Source organism: Providencia burhodogranariea DSM 19968 (assembly GCF_000314855.2).
GTDB lineage: Bacteria > Pseudomonadota > Gammaproteobacteria > Enterobacterales > Enterobacteriaceae > Providencia > Providencia burhodogranariea.
This window is the reverse complement of record NZ_KB233222.1, coordinates 1,500,888-1,525,827: the sequence shown is the minus strand read 5'-3', so window position 1 is coordinate 1,525,827 and position 24,940 is coordinate 1,500,888. Positions and strand designations below refer to the sequence as shown.

Here is a 24,940-nt window from a genome sequence, read left to right as displayed (position 1 = left end):
TTACCGTCATACTTCAAACTGCAGTGATATTAGCTATGTTCAGCTATCCAAGTCACATACTTGAGTATGCTCCTTGGAATAGCATCGCTTGCCACCTAAACTTAACTCAAATTATTTTACGTATTCGAGATTTTATATACTGAAATAGAGTCACATTGAACATACCCGCTATTATATACGGGTAACAGTTATATGCTATCAGGTCTGTAAAAGTATTAAAGCCTGAATAAGCAAAGAGATTTTTTATATTACAGACTATCAAACCGCGAATCGCGTAACGCTTCTTTGACCCGTTTCAAGTTATCTCTAAATTTTTCGCCTCTTCTTAACGTAAAGCCTGTCGTCAGGACATCAATGACAGTTAATTGAGCTAATCTTGATACCATAGGCATATATATATCTGTATCTTCTGGAACATCAATAATAATAGAAAGAGTAGCTTCTTGAGCTAGAGGGGTATTTTCTGAGGTGATCGCAATAACTGTTGCATCATTTTCACGGGCGAGTCGTGCCATATCGACTAAAGCTTTCGTTCTTCCTGTGTGAGATATCAAAACGACTACATCACCTTCACCACTATTAATGCAGCACATTCGTTGCATAACAATATCATCGAAGTAAATGACGGGAATATTAAAACGGAAAAATTTATTCATGGCATCATGGGCGACAGCAGCGGAGGCTCCAAACCCAAAAAAAACGATTTTTCGTGCTTGGGTTAGCAGATCAACTGCGCGATTGATAGCCGTAATATCTAAAGTATGTTTGACATTATCTAATCCGGCCATAGCAGATTCGAAAATTTTATGTGTGTAAGTATTAACAGTATCACTTTCTTCTACATTACGATTCACGTAAGGGGTGCCGTTTGCCAAATTTTGTGCCAAGCGAAGTTTGAAGTCAGGAAAACCTTTAGTACCCATTTTACGACAAAAACGGTTAACAGTAGGTTCGCTAACATTAGCCAATTGAGCAAGTGAGGCGATGCTAAGATGAATAGCGCTTTGAGGCATACCTAAAATGACTTCGGCAACTTTCTTTTCTGATTTACTTAAAAAATCAAGACTGCTATTCATTTGCTCTAAAATATTCATATAACGAAAGTGCCTATTTCATCAAAAGGAGAAATTTTTCTGCCATAAGGATACTCTGTGTTTTATTGATTATCGTTTTTAAAGGCAGAATGTATAACTAGAAATATACTATGTGTTATGGCTAACCTATCTGAATGATATGTATTTGTGGTGAAATTTTTACAAAACTATGACCTGTATCTAATTTTCAGTTCAGTAATTTCATTTACGGTTTTGTAATTTAATTACAAGGGCTGTCTCCATTCAGTCAAGGTTTAAGAACGAGCGGCTGATGATTTTTTAACCATAAAGATGGCAGTTAGTGTCATCAATATTTACTGAATACATTCAAAAGAGTACATTAACGGGACATCTGGCTAATTTTGTAACAAAATTACAATAAATTCCGCAAATTGAGGAGAACCAATATGGCGGTAAATAATGCTGCTCAAGCCTGTGACTTGATTATTTTCGGCACCAAAGGAGACCTCGCACGTCGTAAGCTGCTTCCATCCCTTTATCAATTAGAGAAAGCAGGTTACCTTCACCCAGACTCCCGAATTATCGGTGTCGGTCGTGCACAGTGGAGTCAGAGTGATTACATTGAGTTTGTTCAGCAAGCATTCAACGAATTTTTGAAAGAAGACCTTGATCCTGCACTTTGGGAAAAGCTGAGCGCACGTTTAGATTTTTGTAACCTAGACGTTAATCAAACTGAAAGTTTCGACCTTTTAGCTGAAATGATTAAACAGGATGGTCAACCTGCTATTCATTATTTTGCTATGCCACCAAGTACGTTTGGTTCAGTGTGTCAAGGGCTTGCTCATGCAGGTCTTAACAAACAACCAAACCGTGTTGTTATGGAAAAACCATTAGGGACAGACTTAGCATCTTCACAAGAGATTAATAATGAAGTTGCAAAATATTTTGATGAAACCCAAGTTTACCGTATCGACCATTATTTAGGTAAAGAGACAGTTTTAAATCTTCTAGCATTACGCTTTGCAAACTCACTATTCATCAATAATTGGGATAATCGAACTATCGATCATGTCCAAATTACTGTTGCTGAAGAAGTTGGGATTGAAGGACGTTGGGGGTATTTTGATCAAGCAGGTCAGATGCGTGATATGGTGCAAAACCATCTATTACAAATCTTAACCATGATTGCGATGTCGCCGCCAGCAGATTTAACCTCAGACCGTATTCGTGATGAAAAAGTGAAAGTCTTACGTTCATTACGTCGAATCGATCATACGAACGTTCGTGAAAAAGCAGTTCGAGGTCAATATAACGCTGGGTTTGTACAAGGGAATAAAGTTCCAGGCTATCTGGAAGAAGAAGGTGCGAATAAACAAAGCTCAACAGAAACATTCGTTGCGCTTCGCGTGGATATTGATGATTGGCGATGGGCTGGGGTTCCTTTTTACTTACGAACAGGTAAACGCTTACCCGCTAAATGTTCAGAGATAGTCGTTTACTTTAAAAAACCTGCATTGAATATTTTCTCTGAAAGTTATCAAGAATTACCGCAAAATAAATTAACCATTCGTTTGCAACCAGATGAAGGGATTGATATTGAGATTATGAACAAGGCTCCGGGCTTGGATCATAAGCATCGTTTGCAAACGACTAAATTAGACTTAAGTTTTTCTGAAACTTTTAATCAAACTCACTTAGCGGATGCTTATGAGCGCTTATTGCTTGAAGCGATGCGCGGAATTCAAGCGCTGTTTGTACGCAGAGATGAAGTTGAAGAAGCATGGAAATTTGTTGATTCGATCATGGATGCATGGGCGATGGATAATGAATCACCTAAGCCATATCAAGCCGGAACTTGGGGGCCTATTGCTTCTGTTGCGATGATTACACGTGATGGCCGTTCATGGAATGAATTTGAGTAATCTTTAATATCATAAAATGGAAAAGTCAGTTGTCTGAGTCAGTCAACTGGCTTAATGAGATGGTCACCCCCACCCTGTGAGCGGTAAACTGACAGGGTGTTTTTCTTTGGGAAGAGGCCATTATGAATAACGTCAATGAATAATGTCACTTTAATCGGTATTGATTTAGGTAAATGTTGAACCAGACATAAAAAATGGCTTTATAAAGCCGATGGCTTTTTCAAGGCTCAACAGGTGCGGAACTCATCGTGGCACGGGCAATATGCTCATTAGATGCCGAATAGGTTTAAGCAAGCCCATCATACATCAAAATTTGTGTTGCAAAAACGGGGGGTTACCATAGATTTTTATGGCTAAAGGACCAATTCACTACGGCCAGTAGCTGCCATATGAATAATACCTTGCTCTATGCGTAAGCATGCCATCTTAGCTGCATCAGGGACAGACAGCCCGGCTAATAGCTGCGCTGTTAATTCTGCACCAAATAAATCCCCAGTACCCTTTGGTGTTACAGGGTAACGTTTGTGGCGAATAACAGTAGTATCATCCTTTGTGACACAAACAACTTCAATATTATCTTCATCGGGTTGAAATGCACTCGTGATAATAACCCATTTAGTGTTACCTTTTAATAATAAGCGAGCGGAGATAGTTGCATCCTCCAGCGTATTTATCTCTTGTCCACTAAGTATTGATAATTCAAATTTGTTGGGAATGATACCAGTAGCTAAAGGAATAACATCATCACGGTAAACAGTCGCTATTTCTGGCGGAATATAAAATCCACTATCTTCATCCCCCATGACTGGATCAACAATAATTGGTATAGAAGGGCGTAGATTACGTATTACAGATAACCATTGAGCAAGATCATGGGCTTTATCTTTAGATCCTAAATAACCCGTCAGTATGGCACGTATACTATTGAGACAATCACGTTCGATCAGCCCATTTAAATAACCACGAAACCATTCCCCAGGTAATTCCCCGCCATAACAGGTCGAGTAATGCGGTGTATTACTTAAAATTACAGTAGGAACTGCAGCGACTCTTAATCCTTGTTTCATTAGTGCAGGAACTGCAATGCTATTACCAACGCTACCGTAAACAACTTGTGATTGTATAGATATCACATCATAAGGTAGAGGAGTGGCGTTTGTATCGTTTTGAAAACTATTTGAAGTGAGGTTAAAGGTATCCATTTATCTCTCTTTAAGCATATATCCAAAATAATTCGAGTTTCATGTAGGCGACAAACAAAGCTAATCCTGAGGCTAAGGTAGTCAGATTTGCCTGTCAGAATAATCAATAGCATCTAGAACGATGATGATATCGATGAAACATATTACTCATATAAGATGCCTGTTCACATTCGATGTCAACGCTAAACTGTTGATAAATATTGATGCTAGAAATTATTATGTATTGATTCTTATTTTTTCATCGCTTTAATCGGTTTATTAGGAGCGATAGATCTTTGTCGGTCAATATTATTCGAATTAAACGTATTTAATTAAGGTAAAAGCTGCAAAGTTCAACAGCTCAGAAGGGTTACCAAGCTTTAAAGATTAACCTCTCCTAGAAAAATGTATCAAGCTTTGCCATTTCTAACTATATCGGTACTAATTCAAAATATCATGCTTAAGTGAACCATTAAATAATCGACACGCGCTATCGGAGTAATGAAGGTGGCTTAACAAAATAAAACAGGGGAAAATTTATTTTTATCGATAAAAAGTGCGGTTTTTTAGTAAGTGTTTTATGGTTGATTATTCGCTTATTTCTGAAAGCATAAGGGGTTACAATATATTTTATGCATAATTATGCATAAAATGCACGTTCGGGAAATATCTTTGTATTCATTGACTTAATAATTTTAGCGTGGTAAAAGTAGCTTGTTAATATCAATTATATGAGGATTCGGAGTAACTTGGATGGATGTCCATCTGATGAAATGAATGAGATATCATGCTTAGCGTGAATAGCATTAAATTCAGTAAGACCCAAAAAAGAACAACACATCGGCTTTTCCTTTCAGCTATCCTTTCCAGTGAACACTACTGGTGCGGTGCATTATAGCGTCTCTCTCTTATATTCACTTTGCTGAATAAAATCAGCATAACTTTGTTATTTATTGTTTTTTTTCAATTGCATAATTATTTTTAGCCAAAAACTTTGTTTTTTTTGTATGAAAAACAAGCAGGCGTGCAATTATCTATAGAGAGATTTTATAATGATATATTGGATATTTTTAGCTTTAGCTATTGTTACCGAAGTGATTGGTACTTTATCTATGAAGCATGCCAGTGTTAGTGGTGATTTTACTGGAATGGCAGTTATGTATGTAATGATTGCATCTTCCTACATTTTATTGGCTATTGCTGTCAAAAAAGTTGCATTAGGCGTTGCATACGCACTTTGGGAAGGTATTGGCATTTTATTTATTACAACCTTCAGCGTAATGTGGTTCGGTGAATCACTTTCCCCTATGAAAATAGGTGGTCTAGTATTATTAATTGTAGGTATTGGGCTGATAAAGTCAGGAACCAAGAAAACGACCGTGAGTGAGTCTGCTCAAAAAGTAAAAGCAGCAGCAGGGCGTGCTGTATCAGCTGTAAAATCAAGTGGTTTGGCTAAAACAGAGGCTTGATTATGGACGGTCAATTTGAATGGTGGCATGCTGCATTTCTTGTGGTTGCCGTAGTACTTGAAATCCTTGCCAATATTTTTTTGAAAATGTCGAATGGTTTTAAACGCTATTGGTTAGGTATTTTATCACTAATTGCGGTATTAGGTGCATTTAGTGCGCTTGCTCAGGCGGTTAAAGGTATTGAATTATCAATTGCTTATGCTTTGTGGGGAGCTTTTGGGATTATCGCCACAGTAGCGGCAGGTTGGATACTGTTTAATCAGCGGCTGAACTATAAAGGATGGGGCGGTATTGTTCTATTATTGTTAGGAATGGTCCTCATCAAAATGTCATAATTAAAAAGAGCTGGTCACTACGTGTGGTCAGCTCTTTGCTTTTTTATTCTATTCTACCGTAAATAATTAGAGTCATCTTAGTCAATAACTTGCAGTTTTAATTAGTCAATCGCTGCAACGATTTTGATTTCAACTTTATAGTCAGGTTTCATCAGAGCCGCTTGGACGGTACAACGAACGGGAGCGCTACCTGCAACGACCCATGCATCCCATGCTTGATTCATTCCTGCAAAATCAGCCTTATCAGCGAGGAATATGGTCGCATCTAAGATTTTGCTTTTGTCTGAGCCTACACGTTGTAACAAAATATCAATAGCTGAGAGCGTGTCAGTCGTTTGTTCGATGATATCCCCATCTAAATTTTCAGGGACACTAGTGTAGTAGACGACATTGTTGTGAATCACAGCTTCAGACCAACGGTTATCGGGGTCAATTCGTTCAATAGCCATAATTGTTCCTTATTAGTGTGTTTTTGTAAGAATAACATTTAGATATATAAGTTGCATCGTTTGTGGATTAGGTTTAATCCGGATTATTTGGGGTATCGCATTAAAAATTTACTGCTACAAATTATTTAAATTGTAGGCAAAGAGAGCAGTAGTAATTAATCACGATAAGAATTAGCTCAGCAACAGTAGGCAAGGCATGATAAAATATCTACCTTCTAATTAGATAATAGATAGGTTTGCGGTGCACGACGATTTTTCCTCCGATGGCTTTCTTGCTAGAACAATTTCAGGTTTTCAACCTCGAGCAGCACAGGTCACTATGTCCAGTGCGGTCACTGATGCGATTGAATCAAAGCAAGTGCTGGTGGCTGAAGCAGGAACAGGAACTGGTAAAACCTATGCGTATTTAGTTCCTGCATTACGTTCGGGGAAAAAAGTGATTGTCTCGACAGGGTCGAAAGCATTACAAGATCAACTCTATCATCGTGATTTACCTACGATTATTGATGCAATGCAATACAAAGGTCGTACTGCTTTATTGAAAGGCCGTTCAAATTATCTTTGTTTAGAACGGTTGGATCAGCAGTCACTAGGGGGTGGAAGCCTAGAGCCTGAAATTTTATCTGCTGTTGTTCGCTTACGTGGCTGGTCAATTGAGTCTGAATCAGGTGATGTCAGTACCTGTCATGATATAGCGGAAGATCATACAGTTTGGCCACTAGTGACGAGTACGAATGACAATTGCTTAGGGAGTGATTGCCCGCGTTACCAAGAGTGTTTTGTACTTAAAGCACGCCGCAAGGCTTTGGATGCAGATGTTATCGTCGTAAACCACCATTTATTTATGGCCGACCGTGTTGTCAAAGATACGGGTTTTGGCGAGTTAATGCCGCAAGCTGATGTAATGATTTTCGATGAAGCTCACCAAATACCAGATATTGCGAGTCAATATTTTGGTCAACAGCTCAGTAGCCGCCAATTACTGGATCTCGCGCGTGATATGGTGATGACCTACCGTACTGAATTAAAAGATCAGGTTCAATTACAAAAAAGTGCGGATAGGCTCAGCCAAAGTACGCTAGATTTTCGTCTTAATTTAGGTGACAACAGTTTTCGCGGTAATTTACGTGATTTATTAAAAATGCCTACAGTACAACGAGCGCTTACGTTACTTGATGATTCACTTGAGCTCTGCTACGAGGTGGTCAAAGCATCATTAGGGCGCTCTCAGAGCTTAGACTCTATTTTTGAACGTGTAACCATGTACCGTAATCGCTTGAATAGGCTTAAAGATGTGACTATTCCAGGCTACAGTTATTGGTTTGAAAGTTATGGACGTCATTTCTTATTAGCTTTAACTCCGCTAACAGTTGCAGATAAATTTGGTGAAATGATAGCAAATACGCCTGCTAGTTGGATTTTTACCTCTGCAACACTGTCTGTTAATGATCAACTCAATTATTTTACTGACAGACTTGGGTTAGCATCAGCAAAAACACTGTTATTAGCAAGCCCATTTGATTATCAAAGCCAAACGTTACTTTGTGTGCCACGCTTTCTACCAGAAACAAATCAGAAAGGAATAGCTCAGAAGCTAGCAGCAATGTTAAGGCCTTTAATTATCAAAAACCAAGGGCGTTGCTTTTTCCTGTGCACGTCCCACATGATGATGCGTGAATTAGCTGAAGAATTTAAATCAACGCTGACCTTACCCGTCTTCATGCAAGGCGAAAGTAGCAAGAATAAATTATTATCCCAATTTATTGCGGCGGGAAACGCGGTGCTAGTGGCAACCAGTAGCTTTTGGGAAGGTGTTGATGTGCGAGGGGATGAGCTTACATGTGTGATCATCGATAAACTACCTTTTACTTCGCCTGATGACCCTCTATTACGTGCGCGTATTGAGGATTGCCAATTACGAGGCGGAGATCCTTTTGCGGATGTCCAGCTTCCTGATGCTGTGATCACATTGAAGCAGGGAGTTGGACGGCTTATTCGTGATACCAGTGATTATGGTGTAATTGTTATTTGTGATAACCGTTTAGTGACGCGCCCTTATGGTGAAACTTTTTTGGGTAGTTTGCCACCGTCACCAAGAACTCGGAGTTTAACAAAAGCAATTGAGTTTCTTGAGAAAAAAAGATCTGAAGTTAATAACAATAGTTAAACCAAAGCAGTAGAATCGTTTTTATGCTGTTTAGCTATTGGTTTATGCTACTATAAACACCCATTTTCAGGTTGCCATGAGAGCGTGGTGACATCAAATTTAATCATTTGCCGGAGTTGTGGCATGTCGAGCCGTATTCTTGCTGTCGATACAGCAACAGAAGCATGTTCAGTCGCACTATTATGCGACGGAGAAATTATTTCTCGTTTTGCAATCTCACCTCGTGAGCATACTCAAAAAGTATTGCCGATGGTTGAGGAAGTACTATTGCAGGCTGGAGTTACATTGAATCAACTTGATGCGTTGGCATTTGGTCGTGGTCCTGGTAGTTTTACGGGCGTGCGTATTGGTGTCGGTATTGCACAGGGGTTAGCATTGGGAGCCAATTTACCTATGATTGGAATCTCATCACTGATGACATTGGCGGAGGGAGCCTACCGCATCAGTGGTCAGTCAAACATATTAACTGCTATTGATGCTCGAATGTCAGAAGTATATTGTGCAAAATACCAGCGTACAGAAAGTGGGATATGGTTGGGTGAGGAAAGCGAAGCTGTCATGAGCCCTGATGTCTTTCGAGATAAAATGACCAGCTTAGAAGGTCTGTGGGGTCATGCAGGTACTGGATGGCAGGCTTATCCACAACTTCAAGATAGCAACCTAACATTAATTGATAGCACAGTAGAACTTCCAGCCGCACAAGATATGTTACCTATTGCCGAGCGTTTATGGCTCGCAGGCACAGTGCAATCCGTTGAAAATGTAGAACCTACTTATTTACGCAATGAAGTGACGTGGAAAAAATTACCAGGTCGTTAATATCTATTGTTATAAAATAACTTTTACATTGGCTATATTTATTTTAAATTTGAGTGAAATATAGCCGATTTTTTATATATATCTATCATATCTAAATATTTTCCTATTGATTAAGCCTAATAATCCTAAATTTATTGATTTAGGATAGCGAAACTTGTTATCTATAGGTATCTGATATACCCATAAATGAATTTCATTCTTCAAAAAATGGGGCATCTGTGATTCCACATCAATTAACGAGTTTTATCAGATGATTAAAATGGTCATTGCAGTCACTCAAAGAAAATCTAATGAGTCTAGTATTGATTTAATCATGGGTTAATTATTACTTTTATTGAACATATCGTGTTATCGTAAATGATATTAATGTTAATATTTAACGTATGAATTTATAATAAAGCTAAACGGAGGTGGTATATGGAAATGAAAATTAACTGCCGCTCTGCACTTAAAGCAGTTTTATTTGTAGGTGTATTAGCGCTAACAGGTTGTGTATCGATACCTTCATCAATTCAGGGGGGATCAGCAGACCCAGCTGTTAGTTTAGAATCAGTCCAAAATGCACCAGAAATGTATATTGGGCAAGAAGGTCGTTTTGGTGGAAAGGTTATTTCTGTATTTAATGAACCTAATAAAACCCGCTTAGAAATCGCAGTTATGCCACTAAGCAAATATGATGCAGCCCCTGAACTTAATACTGCCTCTACAGGCCGTATTTATGCCTATGTAAATCGTTTCTTAGAGCCTGTTGATTTTAAGGGGCGTTATGTCACGGTAGTAGGGACTATTTCTGGCGAACAAATAGGTAAAATTGGTGAAATACCGTACAAATATATTACCTTGAATGTAACAGGCTATCAACGCTGGAATTTAACGCAAAGTGTTGTTTTACCACCTGCGGGTCCTTGGGGATACGGTTATTATAATGACCCTTATTATCATAATTGGGGTTATGGCTATGGATATGGCTACCCTGGCGGGGTTGCGCCCGTTCAAACTTATCTGACGGAATAGATTTTGTTCTCTAAGAAGGGGGGCGATTGCTCTCCTCTTATCTTTTTTACCCATCCTAAATGATATTTGCTTATATCACTCAATCATTAAGATCACTTTATTCACTATATATTTATTCTCTATATTGAGAAAGATTTGCTGATGGCAAATTTATGACTTCCAGTTTTTATACATCTTTTATGACAACACAGACTATCAAGTTTATTCGTTGATATTGCGTGAATTTCTCCAAAACTCGTTGAAAAATGTGTATCATTAAGATATTCAAGCCAGATATCAATCTGGAATAATGTACTAAAAACAGCAGTAGTCGGTATTGATCGTCTACTGCTGTTTTAAATGAATGGAATTTATTTAGTGATAGACCTCTCAACCTTAGCACAGGGTATTTTTCAAACTGGTACGCTGAGTTAATAATTTGTTAAATTGATGTTTGGGGAATATTACTATTTTAAAATTCAGGAGTCATACTTTGGAAAAAATCTGGCTAAAAAATTACCCAAGCGATGTGCCGGAAGAGATCGATCCTGATCGCTTTGCTTCTTTGGCGGAGCTACTTGAAAATTCGGTTTCGCAATATGCAGATCAACCTGCGTTCATTAATATGGGCGCAGTGATGACATACCGTAAATTAGAAGAACGAAGTCGTGCTTTTGCTGCTTATCTACAAAATGGTTTAGGATTAAAAAAAGGCGATAGGGTCGCATTAATGATGCCAAATCTTCTGCAATATCCTATCGCATTATTTGGTGTATTACGTGCCGGTATGGTGGTTGTTAATGTTAATCCACTTTATACACCAAGGGAGTTAGAGCATCAATTAAACGATAGTGGTGCCACTGCCATTGTTATTGTCTCCAACTTTGCACATACTCTTGAAAAAATTGTTTTCAATACGAAAGTTAAGCATGTGATTTTGACGCGGATGGGTGACCAACTTCCTCGTCCGAAAGCGACATTGGTCGATTTCGTTGTCAAATACGTTAAGCGTTTAGTACCAAAGTACAATTTGCCTGATGCTATTTCATTTCGCCGTGCCATGCATTATGGCTACCGTATGCAGTATATAAAGCCTAATATATCAGGTGATGATCTTGCCTTTCTTCAATACACGGGGGGAACTACTGGCGTAGCAAAAGGTGCTATGCTGACTCATCGTAACATGCTGGCTAACATAGAGCAGGCGCGAGCAGCTTATGGCCCTGTATTGAAAACTGGTGCAGAATTTGTTGTCACTGCGTTACCGCTGTATCATGTTTTTGCTTTAATGATTAATTGCTTGTTATTTATTAATGTGGGCGGAGTTAACTTATTAATCACTAATCCACGGGATGTAGCTGGTACGATCAAAGAGTTAGCTCGTTATCCAATCACATCAATAACGGGTGTGAACACTTTATTCAATGCATGGTTGCATAATGCAGAATTTCAAAAATTAGATTTTTCTAAGCTAAGGCTTTCTGTCGGTGGGGGAATGCCGGTTCAAAAAGCAGTTGCTGAGAAATGGCAAAAACTGACAGGTAAGCATTTATTAGAGGGTTATGGGCTAACAGAATGTTCACCGCTGGTCACTGGAAATCCGTATAATCTATCGACTTATAGTGGTAGTATCGGTTTGCCTGTTCCTTCAACAGATATTAAACTGGTCGACGATGATGGCAATGAAGTCGCATTGGGGCAACCCGGTGAAATGTGGGTTAAAGGCCCGCAGGTAATGAAGGGATATTGGAACCGTCCTGATTCTACTGCTGAGATCTTGCAAGATGGCTGGTTAGCAACGGGTGATATCGCTGAGATTGATGATGAAGGGTATATACGCATTGTTGATCGTAAAAAAGATATGATTATTGTTTCTGGTTTTAATGTGTATCCCAACGAAGTCGAAGATGTAGTCTCAGCTCATCCTGATGTGATTGAATGTGCAGCTATTGGCGTGCCCAGCGATAGCACAGGGGAAGTGGTTAAGGTATTTGCGGTAACTAAAAACCCAAGCTTAACTTCGGATGATTTAAAAACCTTTTGTCGCCGTTCACTGACTGCGTATAAAGTACCGAAAATTTTTGAATTTCGTGACGAATTACCTAAGTCTAATGTTGGTAAAATATTGCGTAGAGAACTACGCGATGAAGAAATGAATAAAAAGGATAAATCAATGAGTTAATTTCGATTTGTTGTTTTATCCCCCTGTGAGTAACGCCGGTTTTTACCGGCGTTACTGTGATGAAGAATATAAGAAGAGAAATTTGTTTTGAATTATCGTTTAGTAACAACTGATAGCGAACTTGCACAAGTCTGCTTGCAGGCAAGTGAAACCAAATGGATAGCATTAGATACCGAATTTGTCCGTACTCGAACTTATTACCCTCAATTAGGTTTGCTACAGCTTTATGATGGAAAACAAGTTTCATTGATTGATCCTTTATCTATAAGCGATTTTTCGCCATTTAAAGCTTTGTTGATGAATAAGAGCGTCGTTAAATTTTTACATGCAGGAAGTGAGGATCTTGAAGTTTTTTTGCATGACTTTGAATGCGTTCCAGACCCTATGATTGATACGCAAGTTCTTGCCGCATTTTTAGGCTATCCAATCTCTTGTGGTTTCGCCACCTTAGTTTTAGAGCATCTAGGAATAGAATTAGATAAAAGTGAATCTCGCACCGATTGGTTAGCACGACCACTGAGTGAAAAACAGTGTGATTATGCTACAGCAGATGTTCTATATTTGTTGCCCCTAGCAAAAATGCTAATGCAAAAAGTCGAAGAAGCTGGTTACCATGATGATGCGAAGGAAGAATGCCAAAGAATGGTGTCTCGCAGGCAAAAGGTTGTTGATCCTGCACTTGCATATCGCAGTATTACTAATGCTTCGCAATTAAAAGATGAGCAATTGGCTTGCCTACAGATATTAGCTGAGTGGCGATTAAATCAAGCTAAAGCGCGCGATATGGCAATTAACTTTGTAGTCAAAGAAGAACATCTATGGAAAGTTGCTCGTTATCTACCAGGCTCATTAGGGGAGCTAGATGCGTTAGGGCTGACGGGGCAAGAAATACGTTGTCATGGTAGGCGGTTATTAAGCATTGTGGAACAAGCTCAAAAGATGGATGAGAGTGAGTATCCTCAGCCCATTGCTAATCTTAATGAACAGCCTCAGTATAAAACGTTGTTTAAAGAGATTAAGGCAATTGTCAAAGATATTGCTGAAAACGAGAAATTTAATGCTGAATTACTTGCATCAAGAAGACAAATCAATCAATTACTCTCAGTACATTGGGGGATTAAAGCAATATCTAACCCTCCAGAGCTAATCGACGGTTGGCGTGGAAGATTACTCGCAGAGCCAATTTCAAAATTATTGAGCCCGGCTCACTAATTTTATTTAGTCCAATGTTGAGTATCATTCTGAGCTATCTTGCCGTAATCCCTATCCAATGAGATTAGCGGTTACGGCAAGATAGCTCAAATCTTTGAATTTAAAATCGCATATATCATATAAAAGTATAGAATTAGCTTGAGCTCTAAAAGAATTTAAAGCCATTTCTTATCGAATTTGTGCAAATAGATTACCGTCTAGGAAACAAAAAATCTCGCCCGGCTAAGTTGGTAAAAAATCATAATTGGATAATTAAACCCACTTTTTCTTATATCATATCTATTTAATTCGAGCAGCTAAGTGTCTTAATCTATTTATCACATATAGCTTTTAATAGATGAATGCGATAAATGTGTTATTGGTTATTTTCATATTAAGATGTTCAAAAAGATATAAAGTAAAAGAGTATAAATAATCGAGAAATATCATGATAAGAAAAGAGCTATATAAATAGTGACATTTATATACGACTAGTTTGTTGTTATTTTAAGATGAAACTTCAGCGTTATTTTTTATGATATTCATCACAAAATTTGACCAGAAATACAATTTTAGAGAATAAGAAACCTTAGCCATAAAATAGAAAAATGATAATTCATTTCTATAAAATGACAAAATAAAATTTTGTTGTGTGAAAAATAACAAAAGCAAGCCGCCATTTATAACTCAGTAACAGCGGCTACTTTGCAATGATTATTTTTCTGGAACCTTAATGTCATCACCTTCAGGCAATGTCACATTTAGTTCAAGTACAGAGATATCATCGCCTTTTTGTTCAAATTGCACAGAAAGCATTTCTGGATCAACTTGAACATATTTACAAATAACTTGCAAAATATCTCTTTTCATATCAGCAAGATATGGTGGTTCACTATCTCCACGGCGTCGTTCTGCGACAATGATTTGCAATCGCTCTTTTGCGATATTCGCTGTCGGCTTTTTTCTCGACAGAAAGAAATCCAATAAAGCCATTATTTACCCCCCAAATAGGCGTTTTAAGAAGCCTTTCTTCTCTTCTTCAATGAATCGGATAGGGCGATCTTCACCTAAAATACGGTCAACACAATCACTGTATGCCTGACCTGCATCAGACTCTGCGTCTAGAATAACCGGTTCACCTTGGTTAGATGAACGTAAAACAGACTGATCTTCAGGGATCACGCCAATTAATGGAATACACAATATTTCCAGAACATCTTCCATACTTAACATATCACCGCGGGTTACACGCCCAGGGTTATAGCGAGTTAGAAGTAAGTGCTCTTTAATTGGGTCTTGCCCTTTTTCTGCACGGCGTGATTTTGATGCAAGGATACCTAAAACACGGTCAGAGTCACGAACAGAAGACACTTCCGGGTTGGTAGTAATAATTGCTTCATCAGCAAAGTAAAGTGCCATCAATGCGCCACTTTCAATACCTGCAGGAGAGTCACAGACAACAAAATCAAACGCTAGATCGTTACTTAATTCATCCAGTATTTTTTCAACACCTTCACGGGTAAGGGCATCCTTGTCACGTGTTTGTGATGCAGGAAGAATAAAAAGATTATCTGTGCGTTTATCTTTAATTAATGCTTGGTTTAATGTGGCATCACCTTGAATGACGTTAACGAAGTCATACACTACTCGGCGTTCACACCCCATAATTAGGTCGAGGTTACGTAGACCGATATCAAAATCGATCACAACGGTTTTTTTCCCTCTTTGTGCTAGGCCTGTAGCAATGGCCGCGCTTGAAGTGGTTTTACCAACGCCACCTTTACCAGATGTAACAACAATTATGCGTGCCATGAATAATTCCTTGTAAATAAGGTCTAAATTAAGTTTTCAATATTTAATCTGTTATCAACGAGACGAAGTTTCGCTGCTTTGCCAAGAAATTCAGAAGGGATCTGATCACTCAGCCAGTATTCACCTGCAATAGACACCAATTCGGCTTGCAAATGGATACAATAAATTCGACTTTCAGTATCGCCTGATGCGCCAGCTAATGCACGACCTCGCATAACACCATATATATGAATATTACCATCTGCGAGTAATTCTGCACCTGCGCTAACATTGTTTGTTACAATGAGATCGCTATTTGGCGCATAAATTCGTTGGCCTGAACGAACTGGCGTATTAATAATACGAGTTTTGCGATAATTAAATTCAGGTTCCGATGTTGTAACTGATTCAGTAATAACTCGAACTGGTTCAGATTGAATTTCAGCGGGTTTGTGGCTTTTACCTTCATTCAGAACAGGTAAGCCCGCATCATTGACTTTTTTACGTAATAAAGGGTCGGTGCAACCGCTTACTCCGACTATTCTCAGGCCAACAGAAACAATTGCCTTATGAATACTGTATAAATCAGCTTTTGCCGTTAAATCAGCAATATTAATAACGACTGGCGCATTTTTAAGGAAGTCTGGAGCTTGACTTACTTTATCTTGTAGCGCTTTTTTGATGAGTTTGGGCTCTTCACTTCGTAGGTGAAGAACAGAAAGAGTAAAACTACTGCCTTTGAGTTCTATTGGCGACTGTGACATCTATCCTGGCTCAGCAAATTAAAATATCCGAAACAAACTTCGGGTGACGATATTCTGTAAAACAATAGCATGTTATAGTTACTGTATTCGTCAAGCAAGCCAATGAACTAAGAAAAAGAGTTAAATATAATGATTTGTGCAATATATCGTAGTCCTACCCGTGAACAAACATATCTTTATATTGAGAAGAAAGATGATTTTTCTCGAATTCCAGAGGAGCTGATGAAACAATTTGGTGTTCCTCAGTTTGCTATGATGTTATCGCTATCAAAGCGCGATAAGCTGGCAAACGCAGATATTGAAAAAGTAAAAGCTGATCTCTCTGAGGTTGGTTATTATCTTCAATTCCCACCTCCCGTTGAAAATTTACTCTCAGAATATAGAGAATTATATAACGAGTAAAATTAGGAAAATCCTTAAATAAAAACTAACAGGTGGGAAAGATTATATGAAACCAACTTTATTATTTACCTTATTAGGTAGTATTTTTTTAGCTAGCTGCTCGGCAAAACCACCGGTATCAGCTGCTCCGAAAACCCTAACGGCTCAACAGGATGCCGCTATTGTTAAAGAGGTTGAGGCTTTAGATAAAGCTTTTCCAATTGAAAATCGCGAACCGTCACAATTTCCTGCTTATGTTGAGTTATTGAAAGAACATGCTTTAGCTCAAGGTATCAAACCATCCACTATTGAACGCGGGTTTGCGAATATTCATTTTATTGAGAGAGTAGTTAAAGCTGACAAAGGTCAACCAGAAAAAAGAGCGACCGTCACGCTAGATAGCTACTTAAAAAATGTGTTACCCGCTTCTCGGATTAATGCGGGTGCAGAAAAATATCGGGAAAATGAAGCCCTATTAAATGCGATGAGCAAACGTTATGGCGTTCCACCGCAATATATCGTTTCTTTGTGGGGGCTAGAAAGTGGCTTTGGTCGTTCTCAAGGTAAAGAAGACGTTATTTCAGCATTAGCGACGCTGTCATTTGAAGGGCGCCGCGAAGCATTATTTAGCAAGCAGATACTTGCAGCTTTAGAAATTATGGATAAAGGCTATATCCCAGAGGAACAGCAATTAAAAGGTTCTTGGGCGGGCGCAATGGGGCAGAGCCAATTTATGCCTACATCTTACTTAGCCTATGCCGCAGATGGTGACGGTGATGGTAAAATGGATATCTGGAATAACAAAGCGGACGTGTTTGCGTCGATAGCGAACTACCTTTCTACTGAAGGGTGGCAATCGTCGCTACCTTGGGGTTATCAGGTCAATTTACCTACTAATTTTGATAAACAACTTGAAGGCGTCAAAGCAGAACAGGGTAAAACAGTTGCACAGTGGGAACAACTGGGTGTGAAATTACCTGCATTTATCCAATTATCGCCTGATGTGAAAACATGGGTTGTTATCCCTGATGATCCTCAGGGGCGCACTTATTTAGTTACTGAGAACTTCCGTACCATTATGCATTGGAATCGCTCATATTATTTCGCTTTGAGTGTTTGTTTAATGGCTGATGGCGTTGCTCAAAAAATACAATAACGATAATAGGAGTTACAACTATGTACCAACATCGTGACTGGCAAGGTGCTTTACTTGATTTTCCTGCAAACAAAGTTGTTTGTGTCGGTAGTAACTATGCCAAACATATTAAAGAAATGGGTTCAGCACATCCTGAGGAACCTGTTATTTTTATTAAACCTGAAACGGCATTGTGTGATGCTAATCAGCCTATCGTCATTCCTAAAGATTTAGGTTTAGTTCATCACGAAGTTGAATTAGCGATACTGATTGGCATGCCTTTAAAAAATGCTGATGAAGATAGAGTTTCTCGTTCAATTGCAGGTTTTGCTGTTGCATTAGATTTAACGCTAAGAGACCTACAAGCAAAATTTAAGAAGGCAGGACAGCCTTGGGAAAAAAGTAAATCATTTGATGGCTCATGCCCAATATCAGGTTTTATTCCTGTAAATAGTTTTGGTGATCCTCAAAGTGCTCAGCTTTCCTTGGAAATTAATGGTGAGATTCGCCAGTCCGGTTCGACCCATGATATGATCACACCAATTTTGCCTCTTATTAGCTATATGTCCCGCTTCTTTACCCTGCGTGCAGGGGATATTATTTTGACGGGAACACCAGAAGGCGTCGGACCGTTGACTTCTGGTGATATGTTAAAGCTATCGATTAACGATCACTCGCTGACGACTCGCGTGATTTAAGTATAGGATTAAAGAGTATTATGTCTCAGCCTTTCTGGCAGGTAAAAACGTTAGATGAAATGACCGACAATGAGTGGGAATCTCTGTGTGACGGTTGTGGTCAGTGTTGTTTACATAAATTGATCGATGAAGACACTGATGAAATTTATTTTACTAACGTGGCTTGTAACTTGTTAAATATCAAGTCCTGCCAGTGTAAACACTACGAAAATCGTTTTGATTACGAAGAAGATTGCATCAAGCTTAATCGACACAATTTAGAAACGTTTGAGTGGTTACCACATACATGTGCTTATCGTTTGCTACTTGAAGGTAAAACATTGCCAGCATGGCATCCGTTGAAGACGGGATCAAAGGCTGCGATGCATGGTGAACGAATTTCTGTTCGCCATATCGCTGTCAGAGAAGCCGATGTTGTCGAGTGGGAAGACCACATTTTGAACAAGCCCAAGGGCAGGGGCTAATCTATTGATTTTACTTAGTTAATTAGTTGCTTGTTTGTTACTTGAGGCATGACTGGGGCATTATCTTCAAAACTTTGGTTTAATAATACAGGATGGCTGTCATTTTATCCGATATCCATTTTCATAAGTGTTATAAATCATCTGTGCTGAAGTGTACTCCATTTGATTTGTTATAAAACTGGGATTTGCATCCGAATAAAGAGCCTAGTATGCATCTGTATGCTGTGATTCATAATTTAGGTGTCTAATCCCAGCTTTTTATTGCAGCATGTCACGTTGCAGTTATCGACCCTGCTGAGTAATAGGCTCCGCCAGTATTGTTATTGCGAGATAATATGGGAGGGAATATAAATGTACATATAAATTAAATTCCACATCCCCCTAATCTTTAACATTGTATCTGCTATCTCGTACACTGTTTTAGCAATGTAACTCTCCATCCCTGTTAGCGACGTCAATAGTGGTAACGCAGAAGTGATAATAATTGCATTCATCGCCGCTTTAGCGAATTCATCACGCGCTCGCCATTAACTCAGATTCTTTATCATCATGACGTTACAGCAAGTCATAATCACTGACATCATCAATGCCCGTTACTTCATACTTCCAGCGATGGCTTTTGAACTCGAAAGTTACAGAAGTACCAACTGTTTACGGTCTTGTTTTGAGGGATTTTTCGTTGCTATATTCTTCGCACTCTGGCGAGTTTTTATATACTTTCAGTGTTATTGCCATACACCCTCCGTTATTAACTCAAATACTGATATAACCCATTCAATTTAAATAAATGGATTTATGGTTATGAAATACTTGAATAAGTCTGAATCAAGTAGAATAGATGAAATATCAATTCGAAAAATGATAAGAATAGATTATATTGCTTTGATCATTTTCTTTATTATCCCAGTATTACCGTATATTTTAAATGGAAGCACATTAACAATTTATTCGATATGTATTATGTCTATTTATGTCCTTGGGTATATTTTTTATTTCTGGAAGCAAACAGCAAGATTAAATAATCCATGTCTTAAAAGAAAAACAAGAACACCTGATCAGCAAAATCACTGTGCGTTTTACATTATTTGTATGTTAATTATTACTTTCTTTGTTATCACAGGTATAGCTTGGAGTATCAATGCTATTATTACTATTGAAAAATATTAAGAGATGGATTATGAGTGTTTTAGGTAAATTAAAAGGCAAATATCCCGACGCTTTAGTATGGTCGTTTGGAGATAGCTCTGAGTTAGCGGATGAGCTAGTTAGCCTTGTAATAAGTGGTCGTAAAACTGCATCATGTTGCTCATTGAAATCTTACTTATCCGAAGGCGCGATAATCAAAATTGGCGGTTTGAATATCATTCTTAATGGCAATCAACAGCCAGTATGTGTTATTCGAACTACATCACTAAAACTTGTTAGGTTTAATGATGTAACAGAGGAGTTCGCCAAAAAAGAAGGTGATTTGAGTTTTGAAAACTGGCGAGAGGGACATAAGGATTTTTTCTCTCGTGAGGGCAGTTTTTCTGATGACATGGAATTAGTTGCTGAAGAATTTGAGCTGATAGAGATTACTTAACGACATAAAAACAAAAGCCATAATAACCCGCTAAAAAGTGCGGGTTTTTTATTGGGATAAAAGTTTGAATTCTGTCCCTTTAAAGGGATATCGAAAATCACGAGAACGCTCTCAATTGGAATGTCTTAGTTAATGGGGCGTGGACATTATCGTTTCTATTTATGTATTAGAGATAAATCATAAAGTTCAAAAGCGTTATCAACAGGCTTGTAGCCTAATGTTTTAATGGTTTTTGTCAGACTAAATAGTTTAAATCGATTATTTGATATACCGAAACCTATAAAAAATTGAATAAGTCGCCAAGATCAGCGGCCCCAAGCATTTAGCTATGTAAATTTAAATATACTTAAAGTAGCAGATACAAGTAGTATCGATTCTCACTCCTCTCTTTATTTAATAACTCCAAGAATGTCACTTTAATCCATATATATTATTGATTGAACATGTTACATGTTTGAAGAAATAGATAATTAGTTATTGCGATTTTTTTAAAAAATGAAACTTTCTACTATAGCTTGCATATCAACACACCCGATGTTCGCTGTTAACTCTATTTAGTTTATTAATATCAAGTGCTTACCCTAAGATCTTATCAGTTCATTTAGGTTGGGTGTAGTCTAATTTAGTTCGGTTTTTATATGTTTATGCAATGGGCTTTAGACTCCTATGTTAAATCTATCAATGAATTTCAATTATTTTTAATATCTTGTTGAAATTTTTTAAATTAAATTGATGTTGGTTTACATTGAATTTACAATTATAATAAAAAATATAATAACTATAGAAACAATTGTTATAAATCTATTCAATATAAGGAACTATCAATAATGGCTATTACTAGACGAAAATTTCTTATCGGTGGGACAGTCGTTGCTGTCGCTGCTGGTGCGGGAATTTTAACACCAATGTTAACTCGTGAAGGTAGGTTCGTTCCCGGTTCACCGAGACATGGTTTCGTGGAAGGAACTGAAGGAGCTCTGCCACAACAGGCAGATGTAGTTGTTATTGGTGCTGGAATTTTAGGATTAATGACAGCAATTAACCTAGTAGAACGCGGTTTATCCGTCGTTATTGTTGAAAAAGGTAACATTGCAGGCGAACAATCTTCACGGTTTTATGGTCAAGTAATGACATATAAAATGCCAGATGAAACATTTATGCTTCATCATCTTGGAAAAGAACGTTGGCGAGAAATGAATGCTAAAGTTGGTGCAGATACTAGCTATCGTACACAAGGTCGAGTGGAAGTTCCTCTGGATGAAGAAGATTTAGTTAGTGTCAGAAGCTGGATTGATGAAAGAAGTAAGAATGTAGGCTCGGATATTCCATTCAAAACCAGAATCATTGAAGGTGCAGAGCTAGACCAACGTCTTCGTGGTGCAAAATCAAACTGGACAATTGCTGGTTTTGAAGAAGATTCTGGTAGTCTAGATGCTGAAATTGCCACTTTTGTAATGGCAGATTATGCAAAAAGAATGGGCGTTAAGATTTACACAAATTGTGCAGCAAGAGGTTTAGAAACTCAAGCTGGTGTTATCTCTGATGTCGTTACAGAGAAAGGAGCTATCAAGACTTCGCGAGTTGTTGTTGCAGGAGGAGTATGGTCTAGACTGTTCATGCAAAATCTTAATGTTGATATTCCAACATTGCCAGCATACCAATCTCAACAACTTATTAGCGGTTCTCCTAATGCGCCAGGTGGTAACGTTGCTTTACCAGGTAATATTTTCTTCCGTGAACAAGCGGATGGAACCTACGCAACATCACCTCGAGTTATTGTTGCTCCAGTAGTGAAAGATTCCTTCGTCTATGGATATAAATATATCCCACTGCTGTCTATGCCTGATTTCCCAGTCCATATTTCTTTGAATGAGCAGCTGATTAATTCATTTACACAGCCGACACATTGGAATTTAGATGAGATTTCACCGTTTGAGAAAAATAGGGATATGACTGCATTGCCTGATCTTCCTGAACTAAATTCTTCATTTGAAAAATTAAAAACTGAGTTCCCAGCATTTAATGACTCTAAGTTAATTGATCAATGGAGTGGTGCTATGGCGATAGCACCTGATGAACACCCGATAATTTCAACAGTTAAAGAATACCCTGGACTGGTTATCAATACAGCAACAGGTTGGGGCATGACTGAAAGCCCTGTTTCATCAGAATTGACGGCAGATTTATTACTTGGTAAAGAGCCATCTTTAGATGTAAAACCTTTTAGTCTTTCAAGATTTAGCTAATATTTTTAAAAACAGTTTTAATTTCATTATCGATATAATTAATAGCCCTCAAATAGTGAGGGCTTCAGACTGCTGACAAAGTCCTAGCTTTTTAGTTAGGACTTTGATCTAATAAGGTTAGTACAAATAATGAGCTAACCGATATATTAAAAGAACCTTCTCCCCAACAATATCAATTCGAAACCGTCACACTTGATGAACTCGTTCCTGAAGACCATCTTGTTCGTAAAGTCGATGCCATTATGGATTTCGAATTTATTCGCGATGCCGTTGCTCACCTTTATTGTCCCAATAACGGGCGACCTGCGGTTGACCCTGTTCGATTGATTAAAATGATGTTATTAGGCTATCTGTTTGGTATCCCATCAGAGCGCAAACTGGTTAAAGAAATCCAAGTCAATATGGCTTATCGCTGGTTTTACGCATGGGATTAACGGAAAAAGTGCCAGATGCATCTACCCTTAGCCAAAATCGTATCCGTCGCTTCAATGACAGTGATATTTTCCAACAGATATTTGACCATGTCGTAGAGCAGGCCATCAGTGGTGGCATGGCGAATGGGCGCGTTCTTTACACCGACAGTACTCACTTAAAAGCAGATGCTAACCCGCGTAAAGCCATTAACGAAGAGCGTCCCATTGCACCAAGTGAATATATCGAACAACTCAATGCTGCCGTTGAAAAAGACCGGAAAAACCATGCAAAAAAGCCCTTACCCGACGTAAAAAAACCCAACGAAAACAGCGCCGTCAAAAACACTAAAGTAAGTACAACTGACCCTGAAAGTGGTTTTATGCATCGGGACAATAAACCGAAAGGCTTCTTTTATCTTGACCATCGTACAGTTGATGGCAAACATGGCATCATCATGGATACGCATGTCACGGCCGGCAATGTCCATGATAGTCAACCTTACATTGGTCGATTACAACGACAAATTACTCGCTTCAACCTCAATACAGTGGCCGCAGGTGTGGATGCAGGCTACTTTACCGCCCCTGTTTGTCACCTTGCAAAAGAAATGAGTATCGCGCTTGTTCCTGGTTATCGACGACCAAATAAAGGGAAAAATGATTATCAAAAGAAACACTTCCAGTATGATGCACAGCGCGATGTCTATGTGTGCCCAGCGGGAGAACTACTTACTTACAGTACAACCGATCGCAATGGTTATAAGCATTACAAATCAAACCGCCAGCAATGCCAGCTCTGTGAACATCGTTCATCCTGTACTCAACGAAAAAACCATCACCCGGCATGTATGGGAAGAGGCCAAAGAATGGTCAAATGCGTTAAGGCTGACGAAATGGGGTAAAAAAGTGTATGCAAGGCGAAAAGAGACAGTAGAAAGAAGCTTTGCCGATGCTAAACAACATCATGGTCACCGCTATGCGCGGTTCCGTGGGCTAAGTAAAGTTCAGATGCAATGCTTATTAGCGGCAACGGCGCAAAATATCAAGAAGATGGCGCTACTTTTTTACTTTTTTAGGTTAATGCAAAGGCAATTAAAGGCATATAGAACGGAATATAGCTTGAGAAAGTTATTGATGATGGGATATTTAGAAAAATATCGCGCTCGCGACCTTCGGTCGCTCAAACAATAAACCCCATGCTAAAAACATGGGGTTCGTCAGCAATCTGTAGCCCTCAAATAGTGAGGGCTTTTTTATGGTGCGCCTTGATTGGTGCTGTCTGTTGACTGTGGAGGTTAACAGATGACTTGGAGGTAAAAGTCCTCTATACGCGCGCAAAGAAGTTAATGTTAGCGGATCTAAGCGAGGAGCGCGCAGGGAGTTCAGCATGCAACCAACGAGGAGCGTGGTGGAACTCGGGAGCCAGCCATATGAACCAAGCGATAAAAGTCGCGATGTTACGTAGGGCTGGCTTACTATCATTGTTGGAACAGCAACGGCAGTTCCAGAGTTAACATGAACCGCCGTATACGGAACCGTACGTACGGTGGTGTGAGAGGACGACGGGAGTGATCCCGTCTCCTACTCGATCCTGAATTAACTTAATGTTGATATTGTTATTCAATTGGTTATTTTTAATTGCTCGCTTTTTACGTGGTCATTGATAGTTCAAAAATGGCATTGTAAATATAGAGCATATGGTT

At 38.6% G+C, this 24,940-nt stretch carries 21 protein-coding genes and 1 pseudogene; 16 read left to right on the top strand and 6 right to left on the bottom strand.

Features of this window, described 5'->3' with window-relative positions:
- Positions 1-248: 248 nt before the first annotated feature.
- The gene (locus OOA_RS06430; protein WP_008911330.1) at positions 249-1,094 is read right to left on the bottom strand and encodes a MurR/RpiR family transcriptional regulator; all 846 of its coding nucleotides are present in this window, start codon (positions 1,092-1,094) and stop codon (positions 249-251) included.
- A gap of 407 nt (positions 1,095-1,501) precedes the next feature.
- Between OOA_RS06430 and zwf the strand changes: the two genes are divergently transcribed.
- Positions 1,502-2,977, top strand: coding sequence for a glucose-6-phosphate dehydrogenase (gene zwf, locus OOA_RS06425; protein WP_008911329.1), 1,476 nt, complete (start codon positions 1,502-1,504; stop codon positions 2,975-2,977).
- A gap of 353 nt (positions 2,978-3,330) precedes the next feature.
- Here zwf and pdxK read toward each other — a convergent pair whose 3' ends face one another.
- Positions 3,331-4,179, bottom strand: coding sequence for a pyridoxine/pyridoxal/pyridoxamine kinase (gene pdxK, locus OOA_RS06420; protein ID WP_008911328.1), 849 nt, complete (start codon positions 4,177-4,179; stop codon positions 3,331-3,333).
- A gap of 1,031 nt (positions 4,180-5,210) precedes the next feature.
- On the opposite strand from pdxK, the gene mdtJ reads away from it, so the two are divergent.
- Positions 5,211-5,627, top strand: coding sequence for a multidrug/spermidine efflux SMR transporter subunit MdtJ (mdtJ, locus tag OOA_RS06415; protein ID WP_008911327.1), 417 nt, complete (start codon positions 5,211-5,213; stop codon positions 5,625-5,627).
- A 2-nt stretch (positions 5,628-5,629) separates the two neighbouring features.
- Positions 5,630-5,962 carry a multidrug/spermidine efflux SMR transporter subunit MdtI gene (gene mdtI / locus OOA_RS06410; protein ID WP_008911326.1) on the top strand — a complete coding sequence of 111 codons (333 nt, stop codon included), beginning with the start codon at positions 5,630-5,632 and terminating at the stop codon, positions 5,960-5,962.
- A 101-nt stretch (positions 5,963-6,063) separates the two neighbouring features.
- Here mdtI and OOA_RS06405 read toward each other — a convergent pair whose 3' ends face one another.
- Positions 6,064-6,411 (bottom strand): RidA family protein, encoded by a 348-nt coding sequence (locus OOA_RS06405; RefSeq protein ID WP_008911325.1) that lies wholly within the window; start codon positions 6,409-6,411, stop codon positions 6,064-6,066.
- Between the two features lie 241 nt (positions 6,412-6,652).
- Here OOA_RS06405 and OOA_RS06400 point away from each other — a divergent pair, with 241 nt between their 5' ends.
- The 5 genes from OOA_RS06400 to rnd all read left to right on the top strand — a co-directional run bounded on the left by OOA_RS06400 (position 6,653) and on the right by rnd (position 13,784).
- Complete coding sequence (locus tag OOA_RS06400; RefSeq protein ID WP_008911324.1) at positions 6,653-8,578, top strand: DNA repair helicase YoaA; 1,926 nt, start codon at positions 6,653-6,655, stop codon at positions 8,576-8,578.
- 123 nt (positions 8,579-8,701) lie between these two features.
- A complete protein-coding gene (gene tsaB, locus OOA_RS06395; RefSeq protein WP_008911323.1) occupies positions 8,702-9,397 on the top strand; it encodes a tRNA (adenosine(37)-N6)-threonylcarbamoyltransferase complex dimerization subunit type 1 TsaB in 696 nt (231 codons plus the stop codon).
- A 417-nt stretch (positions 9,398-9,814) separates the two neighbouring features.
- Positions 9,815-10,411, top strand: a complete 597-nt coding sequence (locus OOA_RS06390) for a Slp family lipoprotein (RefSeq protein ID WP_008911322.1) — start codon at positions 9,815-9,817, stop codon at positions 10,409-10,411.
- A gap of 472 nt (positions 10,412-10,883) precedes the next feature.
- Positions 10,884-12,572: a long-chain-fatty-acid--CoA ligase FadD gene (gene fadD / locus OOA_RS06385; protein WP_008911321.1), complete on the top strand. Its 1,689-nt coding sequence runs from the start codon at positions 10,884-10,886 to the stop codon at positions 12,570-12,572.
- An 87-nt stretch (positions 12,573-12,659) separates the two neighbouring features.
- Complete coding sequence (gene rnd / locus OOA_RS06380) at positions 12,660-13,784, top strand: ribonuclease D (protein ID WP_008911320.1); 1,125 nt, start codon at positions 12,660-12,662, stop codon at positions 13,782-13,784.
- A 693-nt stretch (positions 13,785-14,477) separates the two neighbouring features.
- Here the strand turns inward: rnd and minE are convergent.
- The 3 genes from minE to minC are packed head-to-tail and all read right to left on the bottom strand — an operon-like array spanning position 14,478 to position 16,318.
- Positions 14,478-14,756 (bottom strand): cell division topological specificity factor MinE, encoded by a 279-nt coding sequence (gene minE, locus OOA_RS06375; protein ID WP_008911319.1) that lies wholly within the window; start codon positions 14,754-14,756, stop codon positions 14,478-14,480.
- A 3-nt stretch (positions 14,757-14,759) separates the two neighbouring features.
- The gene (gene minD / locus OOA_RS06370) at positions 14,760-15,575 is read right to left on the bottom strand and encodes a septum site-determining protein MinD (RefSeq protein ID WP_008911318.1); all 816 of its coding nucleotides are present in this window, start codon (positions 15,573-15,575) and stop codon (positions 14,760-14,762) included.
- A gap of 23 nt (positions 15,576-15,598) precedes the next feature.
- A complete protein-coding gene (minC, locus tag OOA_RS06365) occupies positions 15,599-16,318 on the bottom strand; it encodes a septum site-determining protein MinC (RefSeq protein ID WP_008911317.1) in 720 nt (239 codons plus the stop codon).
- Between the two features lie 129 nt (positions 16,319-16,447).
- On the opposite strand from minC, the gene OOA_RS06360 reads away from it, so the two are divergent.
- The 8 genes and pseudogenes from OOA_RS06360 (at position 16,448) to OOA_RS06325 (ending at position 24,428) form a co-directional block, all read left to right on the top strand.
- Positions 16,448-16,720 carry a YcgL domain-containing protein gene (locus OOA_RS06360; protein ID WP_008911316.1) on the top strand — a complete coding sequence of 91 codons (273 nt, stop codon included), beginning with the start codon at positions 16,448-16,450 and terminating at the stop codon, positions 16,718-16,720.
- A gap of 46 nt (positions 16,721-16,766) precedes the next feature.
- Entirely contained in the window at positions 16,767-17,855 is a 1,089-nt protein-coding gene (locus OOA_RS06355) for a lytic murein transglycosylase (protein WP_008911315.1), read from the top strand.
- Between the two features lie 20 nt (positions 17,856-17,875).
- Positions 17,876-18,532, top strand: coding sequence for a fumarylacetoacetate hydrolase family protein (locus OOA_RS06350; protein WP_008911314.1), 657 nt, complete (start codon positions 17,876-17,878; stop codon positions 18,530-18,532).
- A 17-nt stretch (positions 18,533-18,549) separates the two neighbouring features.
- Positions 18,550-18,996, top strand: coding sequence for a YcgN family cysteine cluster protein (locus tag OOA_RS06345; RefSeq protein ID WP_148284499.1), 447 nt, complete (start codon positions 18,550-18,552; stop codon positions 18,994-18,996).
- A gap of 801 nt (positions 18,997-19,797) precedes the next feature.
- Positions 19,798-20,163 (top strand): hypothetical protein, encoded by a 366-nt coding sequence (locus OOA_RS21250; protein ID WP_008911312.1) that lies wholly within the window; start codon positions 19,798-19,800, stop codon positions 20,161-20,163.
- 10 nt (positions 20,164-20,173) lie between these two features.
- A complete protein-coding gene (locus tag OOA_RS06335; RefSeq protein WP_040691178.1) occupies positions 20,174-20,578 on the top strand; it encodes an ASCH domain-containing protein in 405 nt (134 codons plus the stop codon).
- A gap of 827 nt (positions 20,579-21,405) precedes the next feature.
- The gene (locus tag OOA_RS06330; RefSeq protein WP_008911310.1) at positions 21,406-22,824 is read left to right on the top strand and encodes an NAD(P)/FAD-dependent oxidoreductase; all 1,419 of its coding nucleotides are present in this window, start codon (positions 21,406-21,408) and stop codon (positions 22,822-22,824) included.
- 143 nt (positions 22,825-22,967) lie between these two features.
- A pseudogene (locus OOA_RS06325) lies at positions 22,968-24,428 on the top strand (IS1182 family transposase).
- Positions 24,429-24,940: the final 512 nt, after the last annotated feature.